The following is a 21,907-nucleotide window of genomic DNA, read 5'->3' as shown; positions in this document are numbered from 1 at the left end:
AACGGAAATGAGGCGTTCCCGACACCCGGCCACTGGGCAGGCTCCGCGCCAAACGGCGACCAAGTAGGGTTTCGGTCGTGATTGACCTCAAGTTCCTGCGGGAAAACCCCGACGTCGTCCGCCAGTCGCAGCGCACTCGGGGAGAGGATCCCGCGCTGGTCGACGCACTGCTCGCGGCCGACGAGTCCCGCCGCGCCGCGGTGCTGGCCGGGGACAACCTGCGGGCCGAGCAGAAGGCCCTCGGGAAGAAGGTCGGGCAGGCATCGCCGGAGGAGCGGCCCGCGCTGCTGGCCGGTGCGAAGGAACTTGCGCAGCAGGTCAAGGACGCGGAGGCCGCGCAGCACGAGGCCGACGCCGCCCTGGAGGCCGCGCAGCGCGCCATCTCCAACATCGTCCAGGACGGCGCCCCCGCCGGCGGTGAGGACGACTTCATCACCCTCGACACGGTCGGCGAACTGCCGACGTTCGACTTCGAGCCGAAGGACCACCTCGAGCTCTGCGAGTCGCTCGGGCTGCTCGACATGGAACGCGGCGCGAAGGTCTCCGGCGCGCGCTTCTACTTTCTCACCGGGTTCGGTGCGCTCCTGCAGCTGGGCATGCTGCAGCTGGCCGCGCAGAAGGCCACCGCCAACGGGTTCACGATGATGATCCCGCCGGTGCTGGTGCGCCCCGAGATCATGCAGGGCACCGGCTTCCTCGGCCAGCATTCCGAGGAGGTCTACCACCTCGAACAGGACGACCTGTACCTCGTCGGCACCTCCGAGGTTCCGCTCGCCGGCTACCACTCCGGGGAGATCCTCGACCTGTCCGCCGGCCCGAAGCGGTACGCCGGCTGGTCGTCGTGCTTCCGTCGCGAGGCGGGCAGCTACGGCAAGGACACCCGCGGCATCATCCGCGTCCACCAGTTCGACAAGGTGGAGATGTTCACCTACTGCAAGCCGGAGGACGCGGACGCCGAGCACCAGCGCCTGCTCGGCTGGGAGCGGGAGATGCTCGCCGCGATCGAGGTGCCGTACCGCGTCATCGACGTCGCCGGCGGCGACCTCGGCTCCTCGGCGGCCCGCAAGTTCGACTGCGAGGCGTGGGTGCCGACCCAGCAGCGCTACCGCGAGCTGTCGTCGACGTCGAACTGCACCACCTTCCAGGCGCGCCGCCTCGGCGTCCGGTACCGCGACGAGAACGGCAAGCCGCAGATCGCCGCGACCCTCAACGGCACTCTCGCCACCACCCGCTGGATCGTCGCGATCCTCGAGAACCACCAGCAGGCCGACGGCTCCGTGACGGTGCCCGCCGCGCTGCAGCCGTTCGTCGGCACGGACGTGCTGCGCGCGCCGTAAACCCCCCACCATTTTCGACCGAATGTGGCCTTCGTTCAATCCGACTGAACGAAGGCCACATTCGGTCGTACAGGCGATTGGGTAGCGTCGGACGGTATGACCGACGAACCGATCGATCCGCGGTTGCAGGAGATCGCGCAGCGCGTGTTCGACGCCGCCCGGGCCGGTGACGCCGACACCCTCGCCGCGTACCTCGATGCCGGGGTCCCGGTGAACCTGACCACCGGCACCGGCGACACCCTCGTGATGCTCGCCGCGTACCACGGGCACGCCGCCGCGGTGCAGCTGCTGGCCGACCACGGCGCGGACGTGAACCGGCTCAACGCCCGCGGCCAGTCGCCGGTCGCCGGCGCGATCTTCAAGGGCGAGGAGGCCGTGGTGCGGGTGCTCGCCGCCGCCGGCGCCGACCCCCGGGCCGGGCATCCCACCGCCGTCGACGCCGCGACGATGTTCGGCCGCGAGGACTACCTCGCGCTGTGGGACCGCGCATAGTCGACGCCGCCCGCCGCGGTCACCCGGGAACGCCGGAGAGGCCGAACGGGTTGTCGTCCGTTCGACCTCTCGGTGGATCGGCACGCTCAGTCGAGGTCGCCGAAGAGCCCCTCGACCGCGGCCGTGCGAATCGACGTCCGCATCGCCTCGCAGCCTCGTGTCAGTGACGCGGTGTCACCGCGGGCGGCGAGGGGTGCCAGCGCGGGGCACGCCGCGACCGCGTCCTCGGTCCACTGCACACCGGTGTGTTCCCAGCTGAACTTCTCCACGAGCACGGACACCCCGCACTCGCGGCACTGCACGGATTGCATCGGCTCAGCCCTGCGCGGCCGAGCGAGCGGCGAGGTTCTCCTCGACCTCCTGCCGCCACGACTCGACCGGCCTGGTGGTGTCGAGTTCGAACTCGAAGCGGTCGGTCATGTCCGGCGTGATGTCGGCGACGTCGACGTAGAACTGCTCGTACCAGCGGCGCAGCTGGTAGACCGGGCCGTCCTGCTCACACAGCAGCGGGTTGTCGATCCGGGTTTTGTTGCGCCAGATCTCCACGTCCTGCTCGAAGCCCTTGTTGATGAACGTGCTCATGCCCTCGGCGAGCTTCTCCGCGGCATCGGGGGCGAGGTGCTCGGAGTACTTCACGATCACGCCGTAGGTGAGCACGAAGGTGTTCGCGTCGATCGGGTAGTGGCAGTTGAGCAGGATCGCCTCGGAGTCGAATCCCTCGTAGTGGTACGTCAACTCGTCGATCATGAAGGCCGGACCGTAGTAGGCGGCGGACGACGAGTTGCCGAGCACGCGCGGCTCACCGGGCTTCGCCGGAGGTCGGATGTCGTCGCGCGCGACGCCGTTCATGTACTGCGCGGCGACATGGCCTTCGAACACGTTGCGGAAGAACGTCGGGAACGAGCCGTGCACGTAGAAGAAATGCGCCATGTCGACGTTGTTGTCGATGAGCTCGCGGACGTTCGTGTGGACGATCGTCTGCTTGAAGCCCTTCCAGTCGGTCCAGTCGGCGGCCAGGGCACCCGGGATGCGCGGCGGCCGCACCTCTTCCGGTGGCGGGTTGCCCTCGGGGTCGTTGTAGACGAACAGCAGGCCGTCCTGGTCGAGGACGTGCCAGGCGCGGGTGCGGGCCAGCGGTGGCACCCGGCGGGCGTAGGGGATGCCGGTGCACTTGCCGTTGCCGCCCCAACGCCAGTCGTGGAACGGGCAGGCGACCGAGTCGCCCTTGACCTCACCCTGGCTGAGGTCGCCGCCCATGTGCCTGCAGTACGCGTCGAGGACCTTGATCGCGCCGGTGCTGTCGGCGAACACCACCAGCTTGGTGCCGAAGGCGTTGAGCGAGTGCGGCTTCCCGTCGTTGAAGTCCCGGGACAGGCCGACGCAGTGCCAGCCGCGGGCAAACCGCTGCGGCACCGCACCGCCCTCGATCTCGCGGATCTCGTCGTTCGTTGCAGTGGTCATCGGCTGATCTCCTCTCGTGGTCAGGCGGTGACGCGGGCGGCGTTGCCGGCGTCGACGGGCAGGACGGTGCCGCTGACATGCGCGGCCGCCTCGGCGGTGAAAAACAGCACCGCCCGGGTGATCTCGGCGGGATCGAGCCACGCGACCGGCTGGGCGTGCAGGCCGCGCAGGATGTCCTCGACGTCGTCGGGGCCCGGGTTGTCGAGATCGGGCCGCAGGTGCCGGTACAGGGCGTCGTTGTGCAGCATCCCGGTGGCGATGTTGCCGGGCGCGATCGCGTTCACCGTGATCCCGTGCGCGGCCAGGTCGAGTGCGGCGCTCTTGGTCAATCCGATCACACCCCACTTGGATGCGCAGTAGGCGGCCTGGTTGGTGTTCCCGGTGCGGCCGAGCATCGAGGAGATCGTCACGATCCGGCCGTAGCCACGTTCGATCATGCCCGGGGAGACGGCGGCGAGGGTGTTGAACACGCCGGTCAGGTTGGTGCCGACCACCTCGTCCCACATCGCGGTGCTGGTGGACTGCACCGGGGCCGCCGCCGACACCCCCGCGTTCGCGACGGCGATGTCGATCCCGCCGAACTCGGCCGTCGCCCGGGCGACCACCTCGTCCAGGGCGGACCGGTCCGCGACGTCGGCCCGGGTTGCCAGGCAACGGCCTCCGGCGGCCTCGACGAGGCGCACCGTCTCGGCCAGGTCCTCCTTCGTCGCCATCGGATGACCGATCACCTCGCGGTCCTCGCACCGGTCGACCAGCACCACGTTCGCGCCGCGCTCCGCGAATGCGAGCGCGTGGGAGCGGCCCTGACCTCGGGCGCCGCCGGTGATCAGTGCGACCCTGCCGGTGAAATCGTCCATTTGTCGCGTGACCCTCTCGTCGTTGTTGCGACCAAGTGAGCCAAAAGACTTGTGTGACCGTGCGTACTCGTCCCGTTGGGTGAGACCGTGGTCACACATTGCTCCGGGCGCTCGATCGCGGCGTGGACGCGTGCGGCGGGTCGTCGGTGGGTTTTCAGCTCCCGGGAAGCTCGACGCCTCGCCGCTGCGCCAGTTCGCGGAGCTTCTCGGCGTCGTTGATGCCGACCGCGACGTAGGCGCGCAACCCCTCGGGATCGCGACGCAGCAGGTACTCGTAGTCGCTGTCGGTGAGCTCGGCCCCCGCGTCGTCGAGGAAATGCCAGCGCACCCGGATTCGGACCAGCGCGTCGGTCAACGGCGCGTACTCGAGCAGCGTGTGCGTGGCCCCGCCCAGTCCGAGGGCCCGGTACACCGGATGGCCCTGAGACAGCCCGAGCATCATCTCCTCGCGGGTGGTCAGCGCGCCCACGAACGCGTCGGTGACCAGCGTTCCGGGCAGGCCCCACAGTTGCGTGGTCGCGACCGCGTCGAAGGTGGCCAGTGCCCGGCCGTAGCTGGTGAGGAATTCCTCGACGGACTCCCGACTCGGTGCCATCACCCCACCCTAGGGGTGGTCAGCCGTGCTCGCCGCGAACCGACTGCCACACCCGTTCGATCTACGAGGTCACCGCCCCCGCGTGATGTTCCGTAATGTCACATTGGGGATCGTCAAGTGAGCCAATGTCACATTACGGAACCTTCGGGGGTGGGGTCAGAGCTTGGTCGAGCGGAGCTCGTGGCCCTTCGAGGTCTTGCAGCGGCCGGTCTCGAGGTCCCACTGCCAGCCGTGCAGGTTGCAGGTCAGGTTGGTGCCGTCGACGACACCGAACTTGGACAGGTCCGCCTTCAGGTGCGGGCAGCGGCGCTGGATCTCGTAGCCGCCCACCTCGATCGACGCCGAGTCGTCGTGCGCCTCGGCGAACCAACCGTCCGCGTACGCGATCCGCTCGTCGGTCAGGCACTTGAAGAACGTGTAGAGGAACTCGTTGTAGCCGCCGACCCGCCACGCCTGGAAGCGGGTGGACAGGAAGATGGTGTTCACCCAGTCCGGCTCGTCGTCACGCAGGACGGTGCGCACCAGCTCGGGTGCGATGCGGAAGCCGTAGCGGTACTTGCCGTCGTCCTCCTTCGGCTCGCGCACCACCCGGTTGGGGAAGTCCAGTACGACCGTCTCGTCGCCCATCTCCAGGCCGACGGGGTAGCCGATGCCGTCGCAGATCAGCGTCGACTGCGCCATGATCGGCTCGAACTTCGCCTGCAGCGGCCCGAGCAGCGGCTCGCCCTCGGCGGGTGCCCATGCGGCCTTCTCCGCGGCGATGACCGGGGCCATCCGCTGCGCCATGTCCTCGATGTACGCGGCCTTGTCGGAGAAGATCTTGTCGACCTCGGCGTCCGGAATCGGGTGCGTGAGCGCCGCCTGCGAGCCGTGGATGTCGACGACCGACCCGGGGATCATCAGCAGTCCGCCGTCGTTGCCGTGGATGCGCATCTGCTCCAGGAAGACGATCTGGTCGGGGAAGATGTTGCCCGGATCGTCGTGGTCGTCGTTCAGATCGCGCAGCGCCTCGTCCAGGAACACCGGCGGGCCGGCGGACGGCACCACCCAGGTTGCCCCGACCTGGTCGATGTAGCTGCGGCAGCGGTCCATGCCACGCTGACGCTTCTGCTTGCCGAAGTTGCGCTTTGTGCCTGCCGGGATGTCGTAGACCATCGGGTACCAGATCGCCCCCGAGTACTGCAGCAGGTGGATGTCGACCTTGCCGAACTGCTCGCCGAGTACGTCCATGTCCACCGGGCGGGCGTCGTTCATGTTGAAGCAGGTGGTCTCGCCGTCGGAGACGACCAGACCGGAGTCGCCGATCGGGCCGTCCGCGGGCGCCCTCAGCGCGATGATCATGACGTCCAGGTCGCCCTTGGGGCCGCTCACCGTGTGCTTGACCGAGTCCTGGGTCTCGAAGAACTTGGTGAAGCCCAGCTTCTCCAGCTCGCGGCGCAGGTCCGGGACCGGGTAGTCCGGCAGCAGCACCGTCGCGTCCTTGTTGACGTGGTCGACGAGGGTCTGCGGGTCGAAATGGTCCTTGTGCAGGTGCGAGACGTACAGGTAGTCGACGTCACCGAGGGCGTCCCAGTCCAGGCCGGTGTTGTCGGGGAACGGGAACCACGACGCGAAGTAGGCCGGGTTGACCCACGGGTCGCAGAGGATGGACCCCGCTTCGGTCTGGATGTGGAATCCGGCGTGTCCGACGCTCGTGACCTGCACTTCGACTGCCTCCTACGGTGGTGCGACGCCTACCAGGGTAGGTGGTGCGGCAAACCGAACCCTGCACACGCGGGTCCGCCGCCCGGATTGGGGCGCACGTCACCCCTCCCACTCCGGAGGACCTGTGGGCGGGCACACACTAGGCTGGCGGCCGTGGAACCCTTCTACAGAACGATCATCGGTGTCGCCCGCACGCTGTTCTTCGCGGAGGGGCTGAGGTTCACCATCAGTGGTGCCGAGCACATTCCCGCCTCGGGTGGCGCGGTGATCGCGATCAACCACACCGGCTACATGGACTTCACCTATGCGGGTATTCCGGTGCGCGAGGTGAAGCGATACGTGCGCTTCATGGCGAAGAAGGAGGTCTTCGACAACAAGATCTCCGGGCCGATGATGCGCACGATGCGGCACATCCCGGTGGACCGGTCGGCGGGTGCCGATTCGTACCGGGCCGCGGTCGACGCGCTGCGCGCCGGGGAACTGATCGGGGTGTTCCCGGAGGCAACGATCAGCCGCAGCTTCGAGATCAAGGACTTCAAGTCCGGTGCCGCCCGGATGGCGATCGAGGCCGGCGTTCCGATCATCCCGTTGGTGATCTGGGGGTCGCAGCGGGTGTGGACGAAGGGGCATCCGAAGCGACTCGGCCGCACGAACACGCCGATCTCGATGGCCGTCGGTGAGCCGATCGCCCCGTTCGAGCCTGCCGACGAGCTGACGGCGAAGGTGCACGCGACGATGGAGTCGATGCTGCACGCGCTGCAGGAGAGCTACGAGCACCCCGCCGGGGAGTACTGGGTTCCTGCCCGTCTGGGGGGCGGTGCGCCGACCCTCGAGGAGGCCAACCGGATGGACGCCGAGGAGGCCGCGGCGAAGGCCGCCCGGCGGGCCTCGTCGGGCGGTGACGGGGCCTGAGGTGCGGGGCGATCGGCCGCGGCGGACGCTTCGCCGACGGCTGGCCGTCGCGGGCGCGGGTGTCGTCGCGGTGGGTGCGGTGGCGGCCGTCGGCTCGATGGTGGTGATCGCGTCCGCGGCGTCGGGACGCGTCCACGACCTCGCCGACGCCCCGGAGGCGCCGGTGGTGATCGTCCTCGGCGCGAAGGTGCAGGACGGCAGGCCGATGTCGTTCCTCGCCGGCCGACTCGACGTCGCGGCCGCGTTGCTTCGCGATGGGAAGGCGCGGGCGGTGCTGGTGTCCGGGGACGCGAACGGCACCTCCGGGAACGAGATCGCCGCGATGACAGGGTATCTCGTGGAACGCGGGGTCGACCCCGCGCTGATCGTCGGCGACGATCACGGCCTCGACACGTACGACACCTGCGCACGGGCCGCCCAGACCTTCGGGGTGCGACGGGCGTTGATCGTCAGCCAGGACCCGCACGTAACCCGGGCGGTTGCGTTGTGCCGCCACGCGGGTATCGACGCCGACGGGGTCCGCGGCGACTGCGACTGCCGCACGATCACCGTCGCCCGCAACACCGCCCGCGAGTGGCTGGCCCGGCCGAAGGCCGTCGCCGACATGCTCTCGGATCGGCCGCCGAAGGTCACGACGCCACCGACGGACGCCCTGGATCGGGCGCTGGCGGTGGCGGCCGGATAGCTCTCTCCCGCAAGGGAAACCGGTGCGGGTTCGCGGGTCCGGCCTGCCTGGCCGGTGGCCCGGCCCGCGTCTGCTCCCTGTGAGCCGGTTGAGATTCTCGTCCGACCTCGATCCACACAGCAGTCGACCGAACAGGCCGGTCCGTCACGCGGACCGGCCTGTTTCATCGGAGACGAGGTCAGGAGCCGAAGATCTCTGTCACGGAGCCGAAGTCGACCGAGCCGGTGCCCGTTTCGGGGTCGGTGCCCGGATCCGGGTCGGGGCCGGGATCGACAGTGCCCGCTCCGACGGTGATCGTCGCGAGGCCCTGGCCGCCCCTGTTGACCGGGACGTCGTTTGCAGGCCGGGTGCCGTCCTTGGGGGTGCAGAAGGTCGGGGCGTTCTGGGTGCTGCCGAGCGCGTTGGCGCGGGCCAGGAAGGTGTCGTAGTTCTTGTCGCTGTTGTAGTTCGCCGAGTCCCCGGAGACCCGGACCGTCGGGGCGATGACGCCCTCGGCGAGCGCCGTGACGGTCACCTCGACTGCGGGGAGCTGGAACTTGGTGGAACCGTCGGCGGTGGGATTGCCGTCGAGATCGGTCTTGGTCTTCTCGACCGCGATGCCACCGGGCGTGTTCGTGCTGGACTTCGGTCCGTTGGCGACCGTCTCGTTGTCCCCGGAGAGCCGGAGGATGGTGCCCGCTGCGTCCGGCTCACCTGCGTCGTTGACCCGGATCACGGTGGGGGCGACACCGGAGATGCCCTTCCCGGTTCCGGGAACGACTGTTGCGGAGACGAATTCGGCATTCGACGGGAGGTCCCAGTCGATCTTCAGTCGCTGGATGTCGATGGTGGTGGCGATCGACTCCTTGTCCGGCAGTGAGCTCACGGTCGGCTGCAGCGTGTAGCTGAAGGTCTCGCCGACCTTCGCCGAATCCGGTGCGGTGATGCCCATGCCCAGCGGTTGCGACATGTGCTGGGTGAGGATCGCGCGGGCCTGGCAGGCGCCGGCGAATTCGACGGTGTTGGTCGCCGCGGAGGCGGGGGAGGCGCAGAGCAGTGCGCTGGCGGCGACGGCTGCGGCAGCACCGGCGGGGACGGCGGCGCGGCGCAGGGGGGTGAACTGCATTGGACTCCTCAAGGTCGGGTCGTTGCTTGCCCAAGGAAACGTGTTTGCGATGTGGACCATAAACGAGAACGTGTTCTGTGGTCAGGGAATCGGCCCAAATCGGATAAACCGCAGGCGGGCAGCTAAAAGTCGGCAAAAGTTAGTCTAAGCAATCACACGTGTTGCAGGTTCGGATTTGGCCTGGGTGCGGCACGAACTCGGCCCGGATTCTCCGTCCGTGAACCGCATTGGGGCGCCGTCTCCGCCTCGGCATTGGCGGCCGGTTCCCGCGGGCGCCGCGCTCACGCAGAGCGGCCCCGAGGCGGCGTTCGGCGCGGCCGGCGTCGGTGTGTCCGATGTCGCCTCACCGGGTCGCGGCTCGACCGGCGAGCCCTCGTACCGTGAAAACGGCTAAGCCGCAACCACAGTGACGTCACCGACCGCCGGGTGGAGTCGGCCGTCCCCGGCGCGTCTGCGGCACGCGGGTGCCCCGTGCGGCAAGATGGGTGCAGTGCAGGATCACCGCCACACCAAGCCCGAACTGATCGCCAGCGACGTCGACGGCACCCTGATCGACGACGACGAGCGGATCAGCGACCGCACCCGCGCCGCCGTGCACGCCGCCGTCGCCGACGGGGTGCCGTTCGTGCTGGCCACCGGCCGCCCGCCCCGCTGGATCGGCCCGGTCGTCGACGGCCTCGGCTACGCCCCGCTCGCGGTCTGCGCCAACGGGGCGGTCATCTACGACAGCGACACCGACCGGGTGCTGAGCGCGCAGACCCTCTCCACCGACACCCTGACCTGGGTCGCCGAGCTGGCCGAGGCGGCGTTGCCCGGCGCGGGGGTCGCGGCCGAGCGCGTCGGGGCCAGTGCCCACGACGCGGCCACCCCGCAGTTCGTCAGTTCGCCCGGGTACGAGCACGCCTGGCTGAACCCGGACAACACCGAGATGTCCGCGGAGGACGTGCTGGCGCACCCGGCGGTCAAGTTGCTGATCCGGTTGCCGGGCATCGCCAGCGCCCACATGATCTCCCGGCTCGCACCGCTCGTCGGCGACCGCGTCGACCTGACCTACTCGACGAACAACGGGCTGATCGAGGTCGCCGCACCGGGTGTGACGAAGGCATCCGGGCTGGCGGTGCTCGCCGAGCACCTGGGCATCACGGATTCGGCGATCCTCGCCTTCGGTGACATGCCGAACGACGTGCCGATGCTGAGCATGGCCCGGCACGGCGTCGCCGTCGCGAACGCCCACGACGACGCGATCGCCGCCGCCGACGAGGTGACCGCGTCGAACTCCAACCACGGCGTCGCCCGGGTGCTCGAGCGCTGGTGGGTGGGCTGACCGGGGACGGCTTCCGGCCGTCGGTTGATCGGGGGGCGGGGACCCCGAGTCCTTCGATCCGGACCGGTTTCTGCCCGAGCGGCCGCGGACCCGCCCGGCAGGCATCTACAAGCCGTTCGGCACCGGCGCGCGGGCATGCATCGGACGCCAGCTGGCCCTGCACGAATCGGTGCTCGCACTGGCGTTGATCCTGCACCGCTACGACCTCGAGCCGGTGCCCGGCTACGAACTCGAGGTGGCCGAGGAGTTCACCCTCAAGCCCGCCGCGCTGCGGCTCGGGCTGCACCGGCGGTGAAACGGATGAAGGTGCCCCTCGTGCGGTCGAGCCGCACGAGGGGCACCTTCAGCCGTATCGGGGTGGGGTGCCGGGCGTCAGCCTGCCGGGGCGGGCGCCGGGACCAGCGCTTCGGCCGGGGCGGGTGCCGGGACCGGCGCCTCCGCGACCGGCGCGGCGACATCGGCGGGCGCGTTCTCCGTCAGTGCCTGCCCATAGGCCTCGTTGTACGCCTTGAGCACCGTCGTCACGACCCCGGTGACCTCGTTGAAGATCAGCGAGCCCTGCTCGAAGTCGGCGCGCTTGCCGTCCGGCACCGAGTACTCGTCGCTGATCGGCAGGCCGAGCGATCCGGCGTCCAGCCCGCTCTGCTGCCAGGTGTCGTAGATCTTGCCGAGCACGGTCCACACTCCACCGTTCGGTGACGTCGAGATCACGCCGTTCGTGAACTTGACCAGCAGGTTCCCCGCCTTCGCGGGCAATTCGCCGGTCAGGGCCGCGCCGAGCCTGCCGGTGTCGCCGCCCTCGGCGATCCACTTCTGTGCGATCGGGGACTGGTCGGTGAGCTTGAGGATCTCGGTGACCAGCGCCTCCACCGAGCCGGTGTCGAGCAGCCCGCCGCCGGTGCCGGTCTCGTTCGTGGTCGCGGGAACGGGTGCCGTGGCCGCCGCGTCGGTCGCCGGCTTGGCCGGTGCCGCGGCGAGGATGCCGGAGCCGGCGGAGCCGCCGTCCGGGTTGGCCTTCGCGATGGCGCGGATCTGGTCCATCTTCGAGTAGGCCGCGTCGCCCGGGCAGCTGGTGTTGCCGACGTCGCGGTGCGCGAAGATGACCGGCAGGTCGATCGCCTGACCCTGCGGGACCGGCGTGAACTCGGTGCCCTCGGACCACATCGTGGTGTGACCCTGCGGGTCGAGGCCGGCCTTCGCCAGCCGCCAGCCGAGGAAGCGGCCGACGGAGTCGATCGTGGCCTGCGGCGGGGCCGTGGTCGAGAAGTCGCCCATCATCGCGATGCCGAAGGTGTTCTCGTTGAATCCGCCGGCGTGCGCGCCCTGCACGTTGCGGTCCAGGCCACCGGCCCGGCCCTCGAAGATCTGTCCGTACCTGTCGACCAGCACGTTGTAGCCGACGTCGCACCAGCCCAGCGTCTGCGCGTGGTACGCGTAGATCGACCGGACGATCTCCGCGGACTCGGCGCGGGTGTAGTCGTTGCTGCCCGCGGTGTGGTGCACGGTCGCGCCGCCGAGCATGTCGTCGTAGGTCGGTTCCTCGCAGCGCAGCGCCTCGTCGGCGCCCCACTGGGCGCGGGTGATCACGCTCGGCCCGTTACCGCCGAGCGGGGTCGCGATGTCGGACAGTGAGGCGTCCACGTTCCCGGAGCCGGGCGCGATCAGCACCGCGGTGACGGCGTCGGCAAGCTGCTGGGCCGGGTCCTGGCCACGCAGGGGAGTGCTGACCGCGGCGGGCGCGAACGCGACCGGATCCTTCGTCGGGTCCGTGGGGGTCAGCACATTGGGCAGCGTCTGGTCGGCGGAGCCGGTCGGCAGCGCGGCGACGGCCTGGGCGGCCTTCGTCACCAGCACCTGTACGGCGGTGGTGTTGCCGACGTACACGGGCTCGGTGCCGGTCTTGCCTGCCGGCGCCTGGTCGGTCTTGCCGGTGTCGAGCTGCTCGGTCGCGAACCACGGCCCCCACGAGCCGTCGGCCAGCTTCGCGCGCACCTTCGCCGCCGTCGTTCCCAGCTCGGACGTCAACGCGATCATGCTGAACGGGGTGTCGCGGACGATCTCCTTGACCGCGGTCCCGAGATCCTGCTCGGGGACGGCCGCCGGCGGTGCCGGGGTGACCGGCTCGGCGACGTCCGCGGGCGCCGACGGCAGCAGCTCGGTCGGAATCTTGATGGTCTCCGGGAGGGTGATCCCCTCGGGCAGGGGCAGGCCCTGCGGGATGGCGATCTCGGTCGGCAGCGGCAGCTTCTTCAGATCCGACAGGCGCAGATCGGGCAGGTCGAGCCCGGTCAGTTCCTTGATCGGGATGACGACGTCGGGGATCTGGGCGAGGCCGATCTCGGCGATCTGGGTTGGGATCGCGACCGGAGAGGAGTCGGCGGTCGAACGGATCCCGGAAGTGCTGGTCACGCCCCAAACCGCGAACGGGGCTGCGATGGCCACGGCGGCGACCGTCCCCAGGACGATCGACGACTTCGGTCGACGGTGCGGCAAAACGGCTCCCTCGGTTGCTACTGGCGTGTGCGGTCTGCGCCGGCCGTCAAGACGTTACGTCCGACTGTCTGGTGTTGCTGGTGTTACCAATGTGACAGATGTTGCCAATGCCGAGCACTCTTGCAACACTAGCCACAGATTACCTAAGCCTCAACTTTAGATTGAGACTTTGGTTGAGCCCGGCCGACGACCACTTCACGGTTCCGCGACCGGGTGATGACGCCGCCGACGAGGAGAGCAGAAGATGGCGAAGCTCCGTCGCACAGTGACCCTGCGAGGACGAAACCGAGGGGGCAGCAAGTCCCCGTTGCGGCGGGCACTCGCCCTCGGGGCCGTACCGGCGCTCGTCGCGGCCGGCGCGATCGGCGTCGTCACGGTCGGCTCCGGCGACCCCGAGGTGACCCCGGCGGTCGCGGCCGACACCCCGTTCACCCTGTCCGGCCACGGCCACGGCCACGGGCGCGGGATGGGGCAGTGGGGCGCCTACGGCTACGCCAGGAACGAGGGCTGGTCCGCCGAACGTATCGTCGGCCACTACTACGGCGGCACCGAACTTGGCGACGTCACGGACACGCGGATCGGTGTCCGGCTGGTCGGTCTCGACGGCCGGGTGCTCAGCGCGTTCTCCGACGCAGGCGCGCGGGTGGCCGGACAGAACGTGGAGCCCGGCCAGGCGGTGCACCTGACCGCGACCCCGGGCGGCGGCGCAGCGGTCGTCGTCACCCAAGGCTGCGACGGCGCCGTGGTGTGGCAGGCGGCCACCGACCACCCGTGGGTCGATCCGATCGACCTCGGCACCGACCGTCCCCCGAACGAGCATCTGAAACTGTGTGGCGGAGAAGCCTTCCGCGGATCGCTCGGCGTCGCGCTCGACGGTGCCGAGGGTCGGGTCCTCAACCACGTGGACCTCGAGGACTATCTGCTCGGCGTCGTGCCCGTCGAGTCGAAGGCCGAGTGGGCCGACACCGGCGGCAAGGAGGCACTGCGCGCGCAGGCGATTGCCGCCCGGTCCTACGCCGCCGCCGAACGCCGGTACCCCTACGCGGAGACCTGCGACACCCAGGACTGCCAGGTGTACGGCGGGTCGAGCAAGGAGGACCCCCGCACCACCGAGGCCGTCCGGACCACCGCGGGCAAGGTCGTCACGAAGAACGGCCAGCCGGTGTCGGCCGAATTCTCCTCCTCCACAGGTGGATACACCGCCGGTGGTGAGTTCGCCTCGGTCGAGGACATCGGCGACGCCCTCTCGCCCACCCACGACTGGACGCAGACCCTGACCGCCGGTGAGATCGGCAAGGCGTTCGGTGTCGGCGACCTGCACTCGATCGCAGTGGTCGGCCGCAACAACCTCGGCGCCGACGGCGGCCGGGTCACCGAACTGGAGGTCGTCGGGTCGGGTGGCACCGCTCGGGTGTCCGGCAAGGACGCGCGGACCAGGCTCGGCATCAAGTCCGACTGGTTCACCGTCACGGAGGGACTGGTCCCCGGTGCCGGACCGAGCCCCGCCCCCGGCCCGGAGTTGCAGGCCGAGCCCGCGCCGCAGGACGCGCCGGTCGCACCCACCGAGATCGAGAAGAAGTACGCCGAAATCGGCGGTGCGGCAGGACCTCTGGGCAAGCCGATCGGACCTGAAATGTCCATGCCGGATGAGAGCGGACGCTTCCGGATGTTCGAGGGCGGCGCCATCGTGTGGACCCAGACCCTCGGCGCGCAGGTCATCGACGCCAGTGTGGTGCTCTCGGAACTGCCCGGCACCGGTAGCGCCGGCTGACACGCGTGCCGGCGAGAGCCAGTACGGCCGAGGGTTTCCCTGCGCGGTCGGTCCCGCTAGCCTCGGGGGCATGCTGTCGGGACTCGACCCCCGCACCGCGGCGGAACGTGCCGTGGCGCCCATCGGCGACTGGGACGAGATCCGCCATTTCACCGACGCCGCGTACATGCCCTTCACGGTCCGGCCGACCGGGCGGGCGACGCCCGCTTCGCTGATGTACTCGGCGCAGGTGGGGGACATCACCCTCACTCACTTCAGCTACGGCGTCCCCGTGGATCTCGGGAACTTCGCGCCCGAGGCTGGGCGCATCCTCGTCCTGACCACGTTGCGTGGAGGCACACGGCACTGGGTGGACCGACGCAACTCGGTGGAAATCGGTGCGGGACAGTCGTTCGTCGCGGACTGCAGTCGCACCCGGTACCGGCTCGAGGCCGACGACGACCACCTGCAACTGAACCTCACCATTCCGCACGATCTGGTCGCCGACTTCGTGGTCCGCTGGTCGGGCCGGCCGGCCGACGATCGGTTGTGGACCCACAAGTGCGAGATCGGCGGCCCGACAAGTCCGTGGCCCTCGCTCATGCGGTACATGGTGGCGACACTCGCGTCCGCGCCGAGTCCGGTGCCGACCGGCCCGTTGGCGAAGAACCTGCAGGAACTGATCGTGACCCAACTCGTCACCGACTGGACCCGCGGCGCAGGAGTCTCACTCGCCGCGGATTCCGCGCGGTGCGGCCCCGGCTACGTGCGGCGTGCCGCGGCGTACATCGACGCGAACGCGCAATCGCTTCCGACGGTGGCCGACGTCGCGCGCGCGGCGGGCGTCGGCGTGCGCACTCTGTCCGGCGGATTTCGCGAGTATCTCGGCACCACACCGCGGGAGATGCTCCGAGACCGCCGCCTCGACGGGGTGCGCCGGGCACTGCTCGCCGATCCGCCGGCGACAGTGGTGTCGGCGGCCGGCGCGTGGGGCTACGTGAACATGGGCGTGTTCGCAGCCGCCTATCGGCACCGGTTCGGCGAGAACCCGTCGGACACCCTGCGCCGAGCGCACTGAGCCGGGGTGCGCCGGGCGGAGAGGATTCCGCCGCTCGCAGACGGGCGCTGCCGATCGCAGACGTGACCGCGGGCACAGCGGTTCTAGCGTGAGCCGGACATCACGGTCACGTCCGGACAAGGACGTTCCGACGAAGGGACAGACATGCTCACGTGCGATTCGCTCGACGCCGCCCTGCCGCCCCTCCTGGACGCGGTCACCAGTGGCGACATCACCGGCCGTGTACCGGGAGTCGTTGCCGCGGTCACCGATCGGGAGTCGACGCGGTTCACCTCCGCGGCCGGAGTGCAGTCATTATCCACCGGTACCCCGATGACGGCGGACACGGTGCTCGCGATGTTCTCGACCACGAAGGCGGTGGCGGGCACCAGTGTGCTCCAGTGCGTCGAGGAGGGGCTCGTCGATCTCGACGCCCCCGCGTCCACGTACGTGCCTGAGCTCGGCGCGGTCGAGGTGATCGACGGCTTCGACCACGAGGGACAGCCCGTCCTGAGGGCGCCGAAGCGCCAGATCACCACCCGAATGCTGTTGCTGCACACCGCCGGATTCGGCTACTCGTTCTTCGATGAGACCTATCACCGGCTGGCCGCCGAACACGGCCTGGTCAGTCCGATCGCCGCGACTCGGGCCGCGCTGCAGACCCCGCTGCTGTTCGATCCGGGCGACGGCTGGAGCTACGGAACCAACATCGACTGGGCGGGCAGGGTGGTCGAGGCGGTACGCGGCAAGCGGCTCGGTGAGGTGATGGCCGAGCGGATCTTCGCCCCACTCGGAATGCACGACACCGCATTCACCATGACCGCGGCGATGACCGGACGGCGTGCCTCGATCCACCAGCGAGGCTCGGACGGCGCACTCGAGCCGCTCGACGACATGGTGCTCCCACAGGATCCGGAGCAGCACATGGGCGGGCACGGCCTGTACTCGACGGTGGGCGACTACGCGAAGTTCCTGCGCATGTGGCTCAACGACGGCGACGGGCCCGGCGGCCGGGTGCTCCGGCCGGAGACGGTGCAGGCAGCGGTCCTGGACGGTCTGGGCGGCCGGAAGATCACCGCGTTCCGCGCGGTCGAGCCGGAGTACACCAATCCCGCGGAATTCTTTCCGGGGCAGTCGAAGTCGTGGTCCTACACCTTCATGGTCAACGACGAGCAGGCGCCCACCGGGCGTCCCGCGGGCGCACTCGGTTGGGCCGGGCTGGCCAATCTGTACTACTGGATCGATCGGACGAACGGTGTGGCCGGGATCTGGGGGACACAGATCCTGCCGTTCGCCGACGCGGTGTCCTTCGGCGGGTACCTCGACTTCGAGACGGCGGTCTACCGCACGCTGGTCGGGTGAACGTTCCGCCTGAGACGGTCTAGGCTCGCCTGGTGCATGCCGCGGACTCGAGTCGGAACTATGCCGGCCGGTCGCTCACCGAGCGCCGCGCCGAGCGGCGGGCCCGGTTCCTCGACGCGGCAATGACGGTGTTCGCCGAAAAGTCCTACGCGCACAGCACGATCAGCGACGTCTGCGCCGAGGCAGGGCTGTCCCGGCGGCAGTTCTACGAGGAGTTCTCCGGTCGCGAGGACGTCCTGGTCGCGCTGTACGACCAGATCCAGGCGGAGGCGGGCGCCGCGATCGCGGCCGCGTACGAGTCCGTCGAGTCGACGGATCTGTGGCAGGCCGCGTCGACGGTGATGACCGCGTACGTGACCACCATCGGGACCGACGCCCGCCGGGCCAAGATCGCGTTCGTCGAAGTGGTGGGAGTCAGCGAGCAGGTCGAGCGGCACCGGCTGGCCCAGCGGCGGGCGTGGGCGGCGATGTTCGAGACGCTGATCGGCGCGCTCGTCGGTTCCGAGGTCAGTCCGCCCGGCGGCTACGAGATGTCGGCAACCGCGTTCATCGGCGCGGTCAACGGCCTGGTGCACCAGTGGAGCATCACCGAGCCGCGGCCGCCGGTCACGGACCTCGTCGGCGTGCTGAGCACGATCCTGGTGGCGCTCGTCGGCGAACGCCACCGGGACCGGTGACCGTCAGCCCCCTGCTCCGACCGGCCTGCTCGGGGAATCGGCGCCGACGGGCTTTCCGAACAGCCCGGCGACGACCTCGCCGACCGCGGCTGTGAAGTTCGGCCACGCGGCCCGGTCGAGGGCCATGGACCCGACGTCGGTGGTCCGGCAGCCCGGCTCCACCGGCGCGCCGGCGAGGCGGTCGCGCATCCACAGCAGTGCGCTCGGCGCGGCGGTCGCCTCCAGCGAGAGGTGCTCGCTGAAGTGGTCGCGCGTGTACTGCACGCGCGCGGCCGGGTCCCGGCAGTAGTCGTCGACGAGGGTGTTCACCTGACCCACCGGGACGATCCAGTCGGGATTGGACTGGTAGACGTACATCGGCGCGGTCGGAACCGATCCGCCCATCCGGGTGCGGTCGATGACCGAGCGCACCACCGGCTCGTCGAGCGGGTCGCCGGGAACGTCGAGCATGCCCTTGTTGTTCGCGAACGGAACCAGCGCGGCGTGGTACGCCACGCACAGCGGATTCTTGGCGGCGGTCAACGCACGGCCGAGGGGGTTCATCCGCTCGTCGAGGAACTGCTGGAAGTCGGGGTACTCCCGGCCCAGGCCGAGCACCGCACCGAGGATCAGGCCGGCCGGCGCCGCGTTGTCGGCGTTGTTCAGCAGGGCCGACAGGTCGGCGGGGACACCACCCATGGCGACCCCGACGACGTTCAACTCGGGGGCGTAGCTCGGGTGAAGCTCGGCGGCGTGGCCGGTGGCGATCGCACCACCCGAGTAGCCCCACAGCCCGACCCGGGTGTCGTTACCGGGGAGCTCGAGCGGGGCGAACCGCTGCGCGGCCCGGACACCGTCGAGGGTCAGGCGGGCGCCGAGCGGGCCCGCGGCGTAGGCCGAGTTGGGTCCCTGGTAGTCGGGCACTGCCACGGTCCAGCCCTGCGCGAGCGCGGCTTGGGCGGAGAGGAACTCCGCCGGGATCACGGCAGACCCGGTGATCGGGGCCGGTACCGAACCCAGTTGCAGCGCATACGACGGTGCGCAGTATTGGGCGGTCGAGTCCTCGGCCATCTGGAAGGAAACCAGCCTTCCACCGTCCCGCGCCGGGCCGCGCGGTTTCAGCACGGTGGTGACGGCGGCGACCGGCTCACCCCGGGTGTCGGTCGAGCGGTACGACAGCTGCCAGGCGTCGACGTTGACCGGAACAACACTGAGGTTCGCGACGGTCACCGGTCGAACCGCGATGACCTCGCCCGGGGCGAGAGCCTCGTACGCGGCCCGCGGCGGCGCGTAGAAGCCGGGGTCGAGCTCCGGCGGGACCGGGAGTCCGGGGATCGGTGGCCACGCGGGCTCGGCGACCGCCGCCCCGGTGCCGAGAGCGACGGCGAGACCGGCCGCCGCCACCACCGCACACACCCGACCGAACCGTCCCCACCGCGTTTGCGCCACCGTTACCCCCACGTCTCAATGTGAGACCCATTCGTCTCACATAATGCTCGCAGAGGCTACCGATGTGACTCGGGCTGCACAATCCCCCTGTGCGGGCTTGACACATCCTTAAATGTGTCTCACTCTCGACACATGACGACGACTATGTCCGGCAAGGCGGCGTACGTACCGCCCTCGGGGGAGACCTGGCGCGACCCGTTCGGCATGTACGCGGCGCTGCGCGACCACGACCCGGTGCACCACGTGGTGCCCGCGTCGGCGCCGCACGACGACTACTGGGTGCTCACCCGGCACGCCGACGTGTTCGCCGCGGCCCGCGACCACGAGACCTTCTCGTCGGCGGACGGCCTGACCACCAGCTACGGCGAGCTCGACAAGATCGGCCTGCGCGACAATCCACCGCTGGTGATGCAGGATCCGCCGCAGCACACCGACTTCCGCAAACTCGTCGCCCGCGGCTTCACGCCGCGGCAGGTCGAGGCGGTCGAGCCGGCGGTGCGCGAGTTCGTCGTCGAGCGCCTCGAGGGATTGCGTGCGGCCGGTGAGGGCGACATCGTCACCGAACTGTTCAAGCCGCTGCCGAGCATGGTGGTCGCGCACTATCTCGGTGTGCCGGAGGCGGACCGGGGCCGGTTCGACGGCTGGACCGAGGCGATCGTCGCGGCCAATGCCACCGGCGATCCGCTCGAAGCGGCCAACGCGGTCGGCGAGCTGATGGCGTACTTCGGGGAGTTGATCGCCCGCAGGCACGCGGACGCAGCCGCAGGGGACCTCGGCGACGACACCATCTCGCACCTGGTGTCCGCCGGGATGGGCGCCGACGGCGACATGTCCGGGCTGCTGTCGATCCTGGGCTTCGCGTTCACCATGGTCACCGGCGGCAACGACACCACCACCGGCATGCTCGGCGGCTCGTCGGCGCTGCTCACCCTGCACCGCGACCAGCGGGCGCTGCTGCTCGAGGACCCGTCCCGAATCCCGGACGCCGTCGATGAACTGCTGCGGCTGACCTCGCCGGTGCAGGGGCTCGCCCGCACCACCACCCGCGACGTCGACCTGCACGGCGTCACCATCCCGGCCGGACGAAAGACCTTGCTGGTCTACGGTTCCGCGAACCGCGACCAGCGGATGTACGGGGACGACGCGGAGGAACTGAACGTGCTGCGTGCGCCGCGGCAGATCATGACCTTCAGCCACGGTGGGCACCACTGCCTCGGCGCCGCGGCCGCCCGGATGCAGGCCCGCGTCGCGCTCGAGGAACTCCTCGCCCGGTGCCCCGACTTCGAGGTCGACGTCGACGGAATCGTCTACGCCCCGGGCAATTACGTCCGCCGCCCGATGCACGTGCCGTTCCGGGTGCGCTCGTGACCTGGTTGCGGGACGAGAGGTCCGAGGCCGCCGCCGAGAAGATCCTCGACGCGGCCGCGGACCTGTTCGTGCAGCGCGGGGTCGCGACCACCGGGATGGGGGAGATCGCCAAGGCGGCGGGCTGCTCCCGGGCCACGCTGTACCGCTACTTCGACGGCCGGCAGGCCCTGCACCGGGCATTCGTGCACCGGGAGGCCCGGCGGGTCGGTGAGCGGGTCGTCGCCGACGTCGCGTCGATCGTCGACCCCGCGCAGCGAATCACCGAGGCGATCCTCGCCGCGGTCCGGAGGGTTCGCGAAACACCCACGCTCGCAGTGTGGTTCGCGGTCGGGGATGCCGGTATCGCCTCGGAGCTGGCGAGCACCTCCGAGGTGATCGAGGTGCTCGGGGTGACGTTCCTCGCCGACGCCGCACGCGGCGGTGTCGGCGAGCTGCCTCGGCAGGCGCGCTGGGTGGTGCGGGTGATCGTCTCGCTGCTCACCGTTCCCGGCCTCGACGCCGAGGACGAACGGGCGATGGTCGAACAGTTCGTGGTGCCGGCGCTCGTGCCGCGTCAGGCGAACGTGCCGAACGCCTGACCGATGGCGTAGGTCACGATCATCGCGAGGGCGCCGCCGATCACCACCCGCAGCACCGCCCGTCCGCGCCGCGCTCCGCCGAGCCGGGCGCTGAGGCTTCCGGTCAGCGCCAGGGCGACCAGGACCGCCGCGAACGTGACCGGAATGCGCACGGTCGCCGGGGTCGCGAGGATGGCGATCAGCGGCAGCAGCGCACCGATCGTGAACGACACCGCCGACGAACCCGCCGCCTGCCACGGATTGGTCAGCTCGTCCGGGTCGATGCCCAGCTCGGCGTCCGCGTGCGCGGCGAACGCGTCGTGCGCGGTCAGCTCCTCGGCGACCGTCCGCGCGGTGGCGGGGGACAGGCCCTTCGCCTCGTACAGGACCGTCAGCTCCTGCAGTTCGGCGTCGGGAACCTCACGCAGCTCGGCGCGCTCCTTCGCGAGCAGCGCCCGTTCGGTGTCACGCTGGGTGCTCACCGACACGTACTCGCCGAGTGCCATCGACACCGCACCCGCGGCCAGGCCGGCCATGCCTGCCGTGAAGATCGCGCCGCGGTCCACGGTCGCGGCCGCGACGCCGACCACGAGACCCGCTGTCGAGACGATGCCGTCGTTCGCGCCGAGCACGCCCGCCCGCAGCCAGTTCAGCTTCGCGTTCAGGCCCTGGCCGTGCGGTTCGGACGGGTGGCTAGGATCGGAGGGGTCGCCGTCGTTCGGTGTGTGCACTGAGGCGCTCAT

20 protein-coding genes and 1 pseudogene are annotated in these 21,907 nt (G+C 70.0%); 12 read left to right on the top strand and 9 right to left on the bottom strand.

Annotated elements, in window-relative coordinates:
• Positions 1–77 precede the first annotated feature (77 nt).
• Both serS and ACWEPG_RS13355 read left to right on the top strand, forming a co-directional pair.
• Positions 78–1,337, top strand: a complete 1,260-nt coding sequence (gene serS, locus ACWEPG_RS13360) for a serine--tRNA ligase (RefSeq protein ID WP_450112620.1) — start codon at positions 78–80, stop codon at positions 1,335–1,337.
• Positions 1,338–1,433: 96 nt separating this feature from the next.
• Positions 1,434–1,829, top strand: a complete 396-nt coding sequence (locus ACWEPG_RS13355; protein WP_450112621.1) for an ankyrin repeat domain-containing protein — start codon at positions 1,434–1,436, stop codon at positions 1,827–1,829.
• Between the two features lie 86 nt (positions 1,830–1,915).
• Here ACWEPG_RS13355 and ACWEPG_RS13350 read toward each other — a convergent pair whose 3' ends face one another.
• The 5 genes from ACWEPG_RS13350 to ACWEPG_RS13330 form a co-directional block, all read right to left on the bottom strand.
• Positions 1,916–2,140 carry a hypothetical protein gene (locus ACWEPG_RS13350; protein ID WP_450112622.1) on the bottom strand — a complete coding sequence of 75 codons (225 nt, stop codon included), beginning with the start codon at positions 2,138–2,140 and terminating at the stop codon, positions 1,916–1,918.
• Positions 2,141–2,144: 4 nt separating this feature from the next.
• Entirely contained in the window at positions 2,145–3,290 is a 1,146-nt protein-coding gene (locus ACWEPG_RS13345; RefSeq protein ID WP_452594563.1) for a Rieske 2Fe-2S domain-containing protein, read from the bottom strand.
• A gap of 20 nt (positions 3,291–3,310) precedes the next feature.
• Positions 3,311–4,147: a mycofactocin-coupled SDR family oxidoreductase gene (locus tag ACWEPG_RS13340; RefSeq protein ID WP_452594562.1), complete on the bottom strand. Its 837-nt coding sequence runs from the start codon at positions 4,145–4,147 to the stop codon at positions 3,311–3,313.
• Between the two features lie 154 nt (positions 4,148–4,301).
• Positions 4,302–4,742 (bottom strand): hypothetical protein, encoded by a 441-nt coding sequence (locus tag ACWEPG_RS13335; protein ID WP_452594561.1) that lies wholly within the window; start codon positions 4,740–4,742, stop codon positions 4,302–4,304.
• Positions 4,743–4,898: 156 nt separating this feature from the next.
• The gene (locus ACWEPG_RS13330) at positions 4,899–6,446 is read right to left on the bottom strand and encodes a Rieske 2Fe-2S domain-containing protein (protein WP_450112626.1); all 1,548 of its coding nucleotides are present in this window, start codon (positions 6,444–6,446) and stop codon (positions 4,899–4,901) included.
• 153 nt (positions 6,447–6,599) lie between these two features.
• Here ACWEPG_RS13330 and ACWEPG_RS13325 point away from each other — a divergent pair, with 153 nt between their 5' ends.
• Both ACWEPG_RS13325 and ACWEPG_RS13320 read left to right on the top strand, forming a co-directional pair.
• Positions 6,600–7,358, top strand: coding sequence for a lysophospholipid acyltransferase family protein (locus ACWEPG_RS13325; RefSeq protein WP_450112627.1), 759 nt, complete (start codon positions 6,600–6,602; stop codon positions 7,356–7,358).
• A gap of 97 nt (positions 7,359–7,455) precedes the next feature.
• On the top strand, positions 7,456–8,043 hold the full coding sequence (locus ACWEPG_RS13320) for a SanA/YdcF family protein (protein ID WP_452594684.1): 588 nt from the start codon (positions 7,456–7,458) through the stop codon (positions 8,041–8,043).
• 178 nt (positions 8,044–8,221) lie between these two features.
• On the opposite strand, the gene ACWEPG_RS13315 is transcribed toward ACWEPG_RS13320, so the two are convergent.
• Positions 8,222–9,148, bottom strand: coding sequence for an Ig-like domain-containing protein (locus ACWEPG_RS13315; RefSeq protein ID WP_452594560.1), 927 nt, complete (start codon positions 9,146–9,148; stop codon positions 8,222–8,224).
• Between the two features lie 481 nt (positions 9,149–9,629).
• Between ACWEPG_RS13315 and ACWEPG_RS13310 the strand changes: the two genes are divergently transcribed.
• Positions 9,630–10,472 carry an HAD family hydrolase gene (locus ACWEPG_RS13310; RefSeq protein WP_450112629.1) on the top strand — a complete coding sequence of 281 codons (843 nt, stop codon included), beginning with the start codon at positions 9,630–9,632 and terminating at the stop codon, positions 10,470–10,472.
• 34 nt (positions 10,473–10,506) lie between these two features.
• A pseudogene (locus ACWEPG_RS13305) lies at positions 10,507–10,767 on the top strand (cytochrome P450); the annotation flags it as partial.
• Between the two features lie 77 nt (positions 10,768–10,844).
• On the opposite strand, the gene ACWEPG_RS13300 reads toward ACWEPG_RS13305, so the two are convergent.
• Positions 10,845–12,965 carry an N-acetylmuramoyl-L-alanine amidase gene (locus ACWEPG_RS13300; protein WP_452594559.1) on the bottom strand — a complete coding sequence of 707 codons (2,121 nt, stop codon included), beginning with the start codon at positions 12,963–12,965 and terminating at the stop codon, positions 10,845–10,847.
• Positions 12,966–13,209: 244 nt separating this feature from the next.
• Between ACWEPG_RS13300 and ACWEPG_RS13295 the strand changes: the two genes are divergently transcribed.
• From ACWEPG_RS13295 to ACWEPG_RS13280, 4 genes are all read left to right on the top strand, one after another.
• Positions 13,210–14,736, top strand: coding sequence for a SpoIID/LytB domain-containing protein (locus tag ACWEPG_RS13295; protein WP_452594558.1), 1,527 nt, complete (start codon positions 13,210–13,212; stop codon positions 14,734–14,736).
• Between the two features lie 70 nt (positions 14,737–14,806).
• Positions 14,807–15,793: an AraC family transcriptional regulator gene (locus tag ACWEPG_RS13290; RefSeq protein WP_450112632.1), complete on the top strand. Its 987-nt coding sequence runs from the start codon at positions 14,807–14,809 to the stop codon at positions 15,791–15,793.
• 144 nt (positions 15,794–15,937) lie between these two features.
• Positions 15,938–17,134: a serine hydrolase domain-containing protein gene (locus tag ACWEPG_RS13285; RefSeq protein WP_452594557.1), complete on the top strand. Its 1,197-nt coding sequence runs from the start codon at positions 15,938–15,940 to the stop codon at positions 17,132–17,134.
• Between the two features lie 32 nt (positions 17,135–17,166).
• Positions 17,167–17,811 (top strand): TetR/AcrR family transcriptional regulator, encoded by a 645-nt coding sequence (locus tag ACWEPG_RS13280; RefSeq protein WP_450112634.1) that lies wholly within the window; start codon positions 17,167–17,169, stop codon positions 17,809–17,811.
• Positions 17,812–17,814: 3 nt separating this feature from the next.
• Here the strand turns inward: ACWEPG_RS13280 and ACWEPG_RS13275 are convergent, their stop codons facing one another.
• Positions 17,815–19,239: a lipase family protein gene (locus ACWEPG_RS13275; RefSeq protein WP_452594556.1), complete on the bottom strand. Its 1,425-nt coding sequence runs from the start codon at positions 19,237–19,239 to the stop codon at positions 17,815–17,817.
• A gap of 132 nt (positions 19,240–19,371) precedes the next feature.
• Between ACWEPG_RS13275 and ACWEPG_RS13270 the strand changes: the two genes are divergently transcribed.
• Together ACWEPG_RS13270 and ACWEPG_RS13265 are read left to right on the top strand one after the other, a co-directional pair.
• Complete coding sequence (locus ACWEPG_RS13270) at positions 19,372–20,607, top strand: cytochrome P450 (protein WP_450112636.1); 1,236 nt, start codon at positions 19,372–19,374, stop codon at positions 20,605–20,607.
• Positions 20,604–21,185 (top strand): TetR/AcrR family transcriptional regulator, encoded by a 582-nt coding sequence (locus ACWEPG_RS13265; RefSeq protein ID WP_450112637.1) that lies wholly within the window; start codon positions 20,604–20,606, stop codon positions 21,183–21,185. Before ACWEPG_RS13270 ends, ACWEPG_RS13265 begins: the two co-directional genes overlap by 4 nt.
• Here the strand turns inward: ACWEPG_RS13265 and ACWEPG_RS13260 are convergent.
• The gene (locus ACWEPG_RS13260; protein ID WP_450112638.1) at positions 21,161–21,907 is read right to left on the bottom strand and encodes a VIT1/CCC1 transporter family protein; all 747 of its coding nucleotides are present in this window, start codon (positions 21,905–21,907) and stop codon (positions 21,161–21,163) included. The genes ACWEPG_RS13265 and ACWEPG_RS13260 overlap by 25 nt on opposite strands.

The organism is Rhodococcus sp. NPDC004095 (assembly GCF_053604015.1).
Note: the sequence above shows the minus strand (reverse complement) of the source record. Positions and strands in the feature narration are given on the sequence as shown.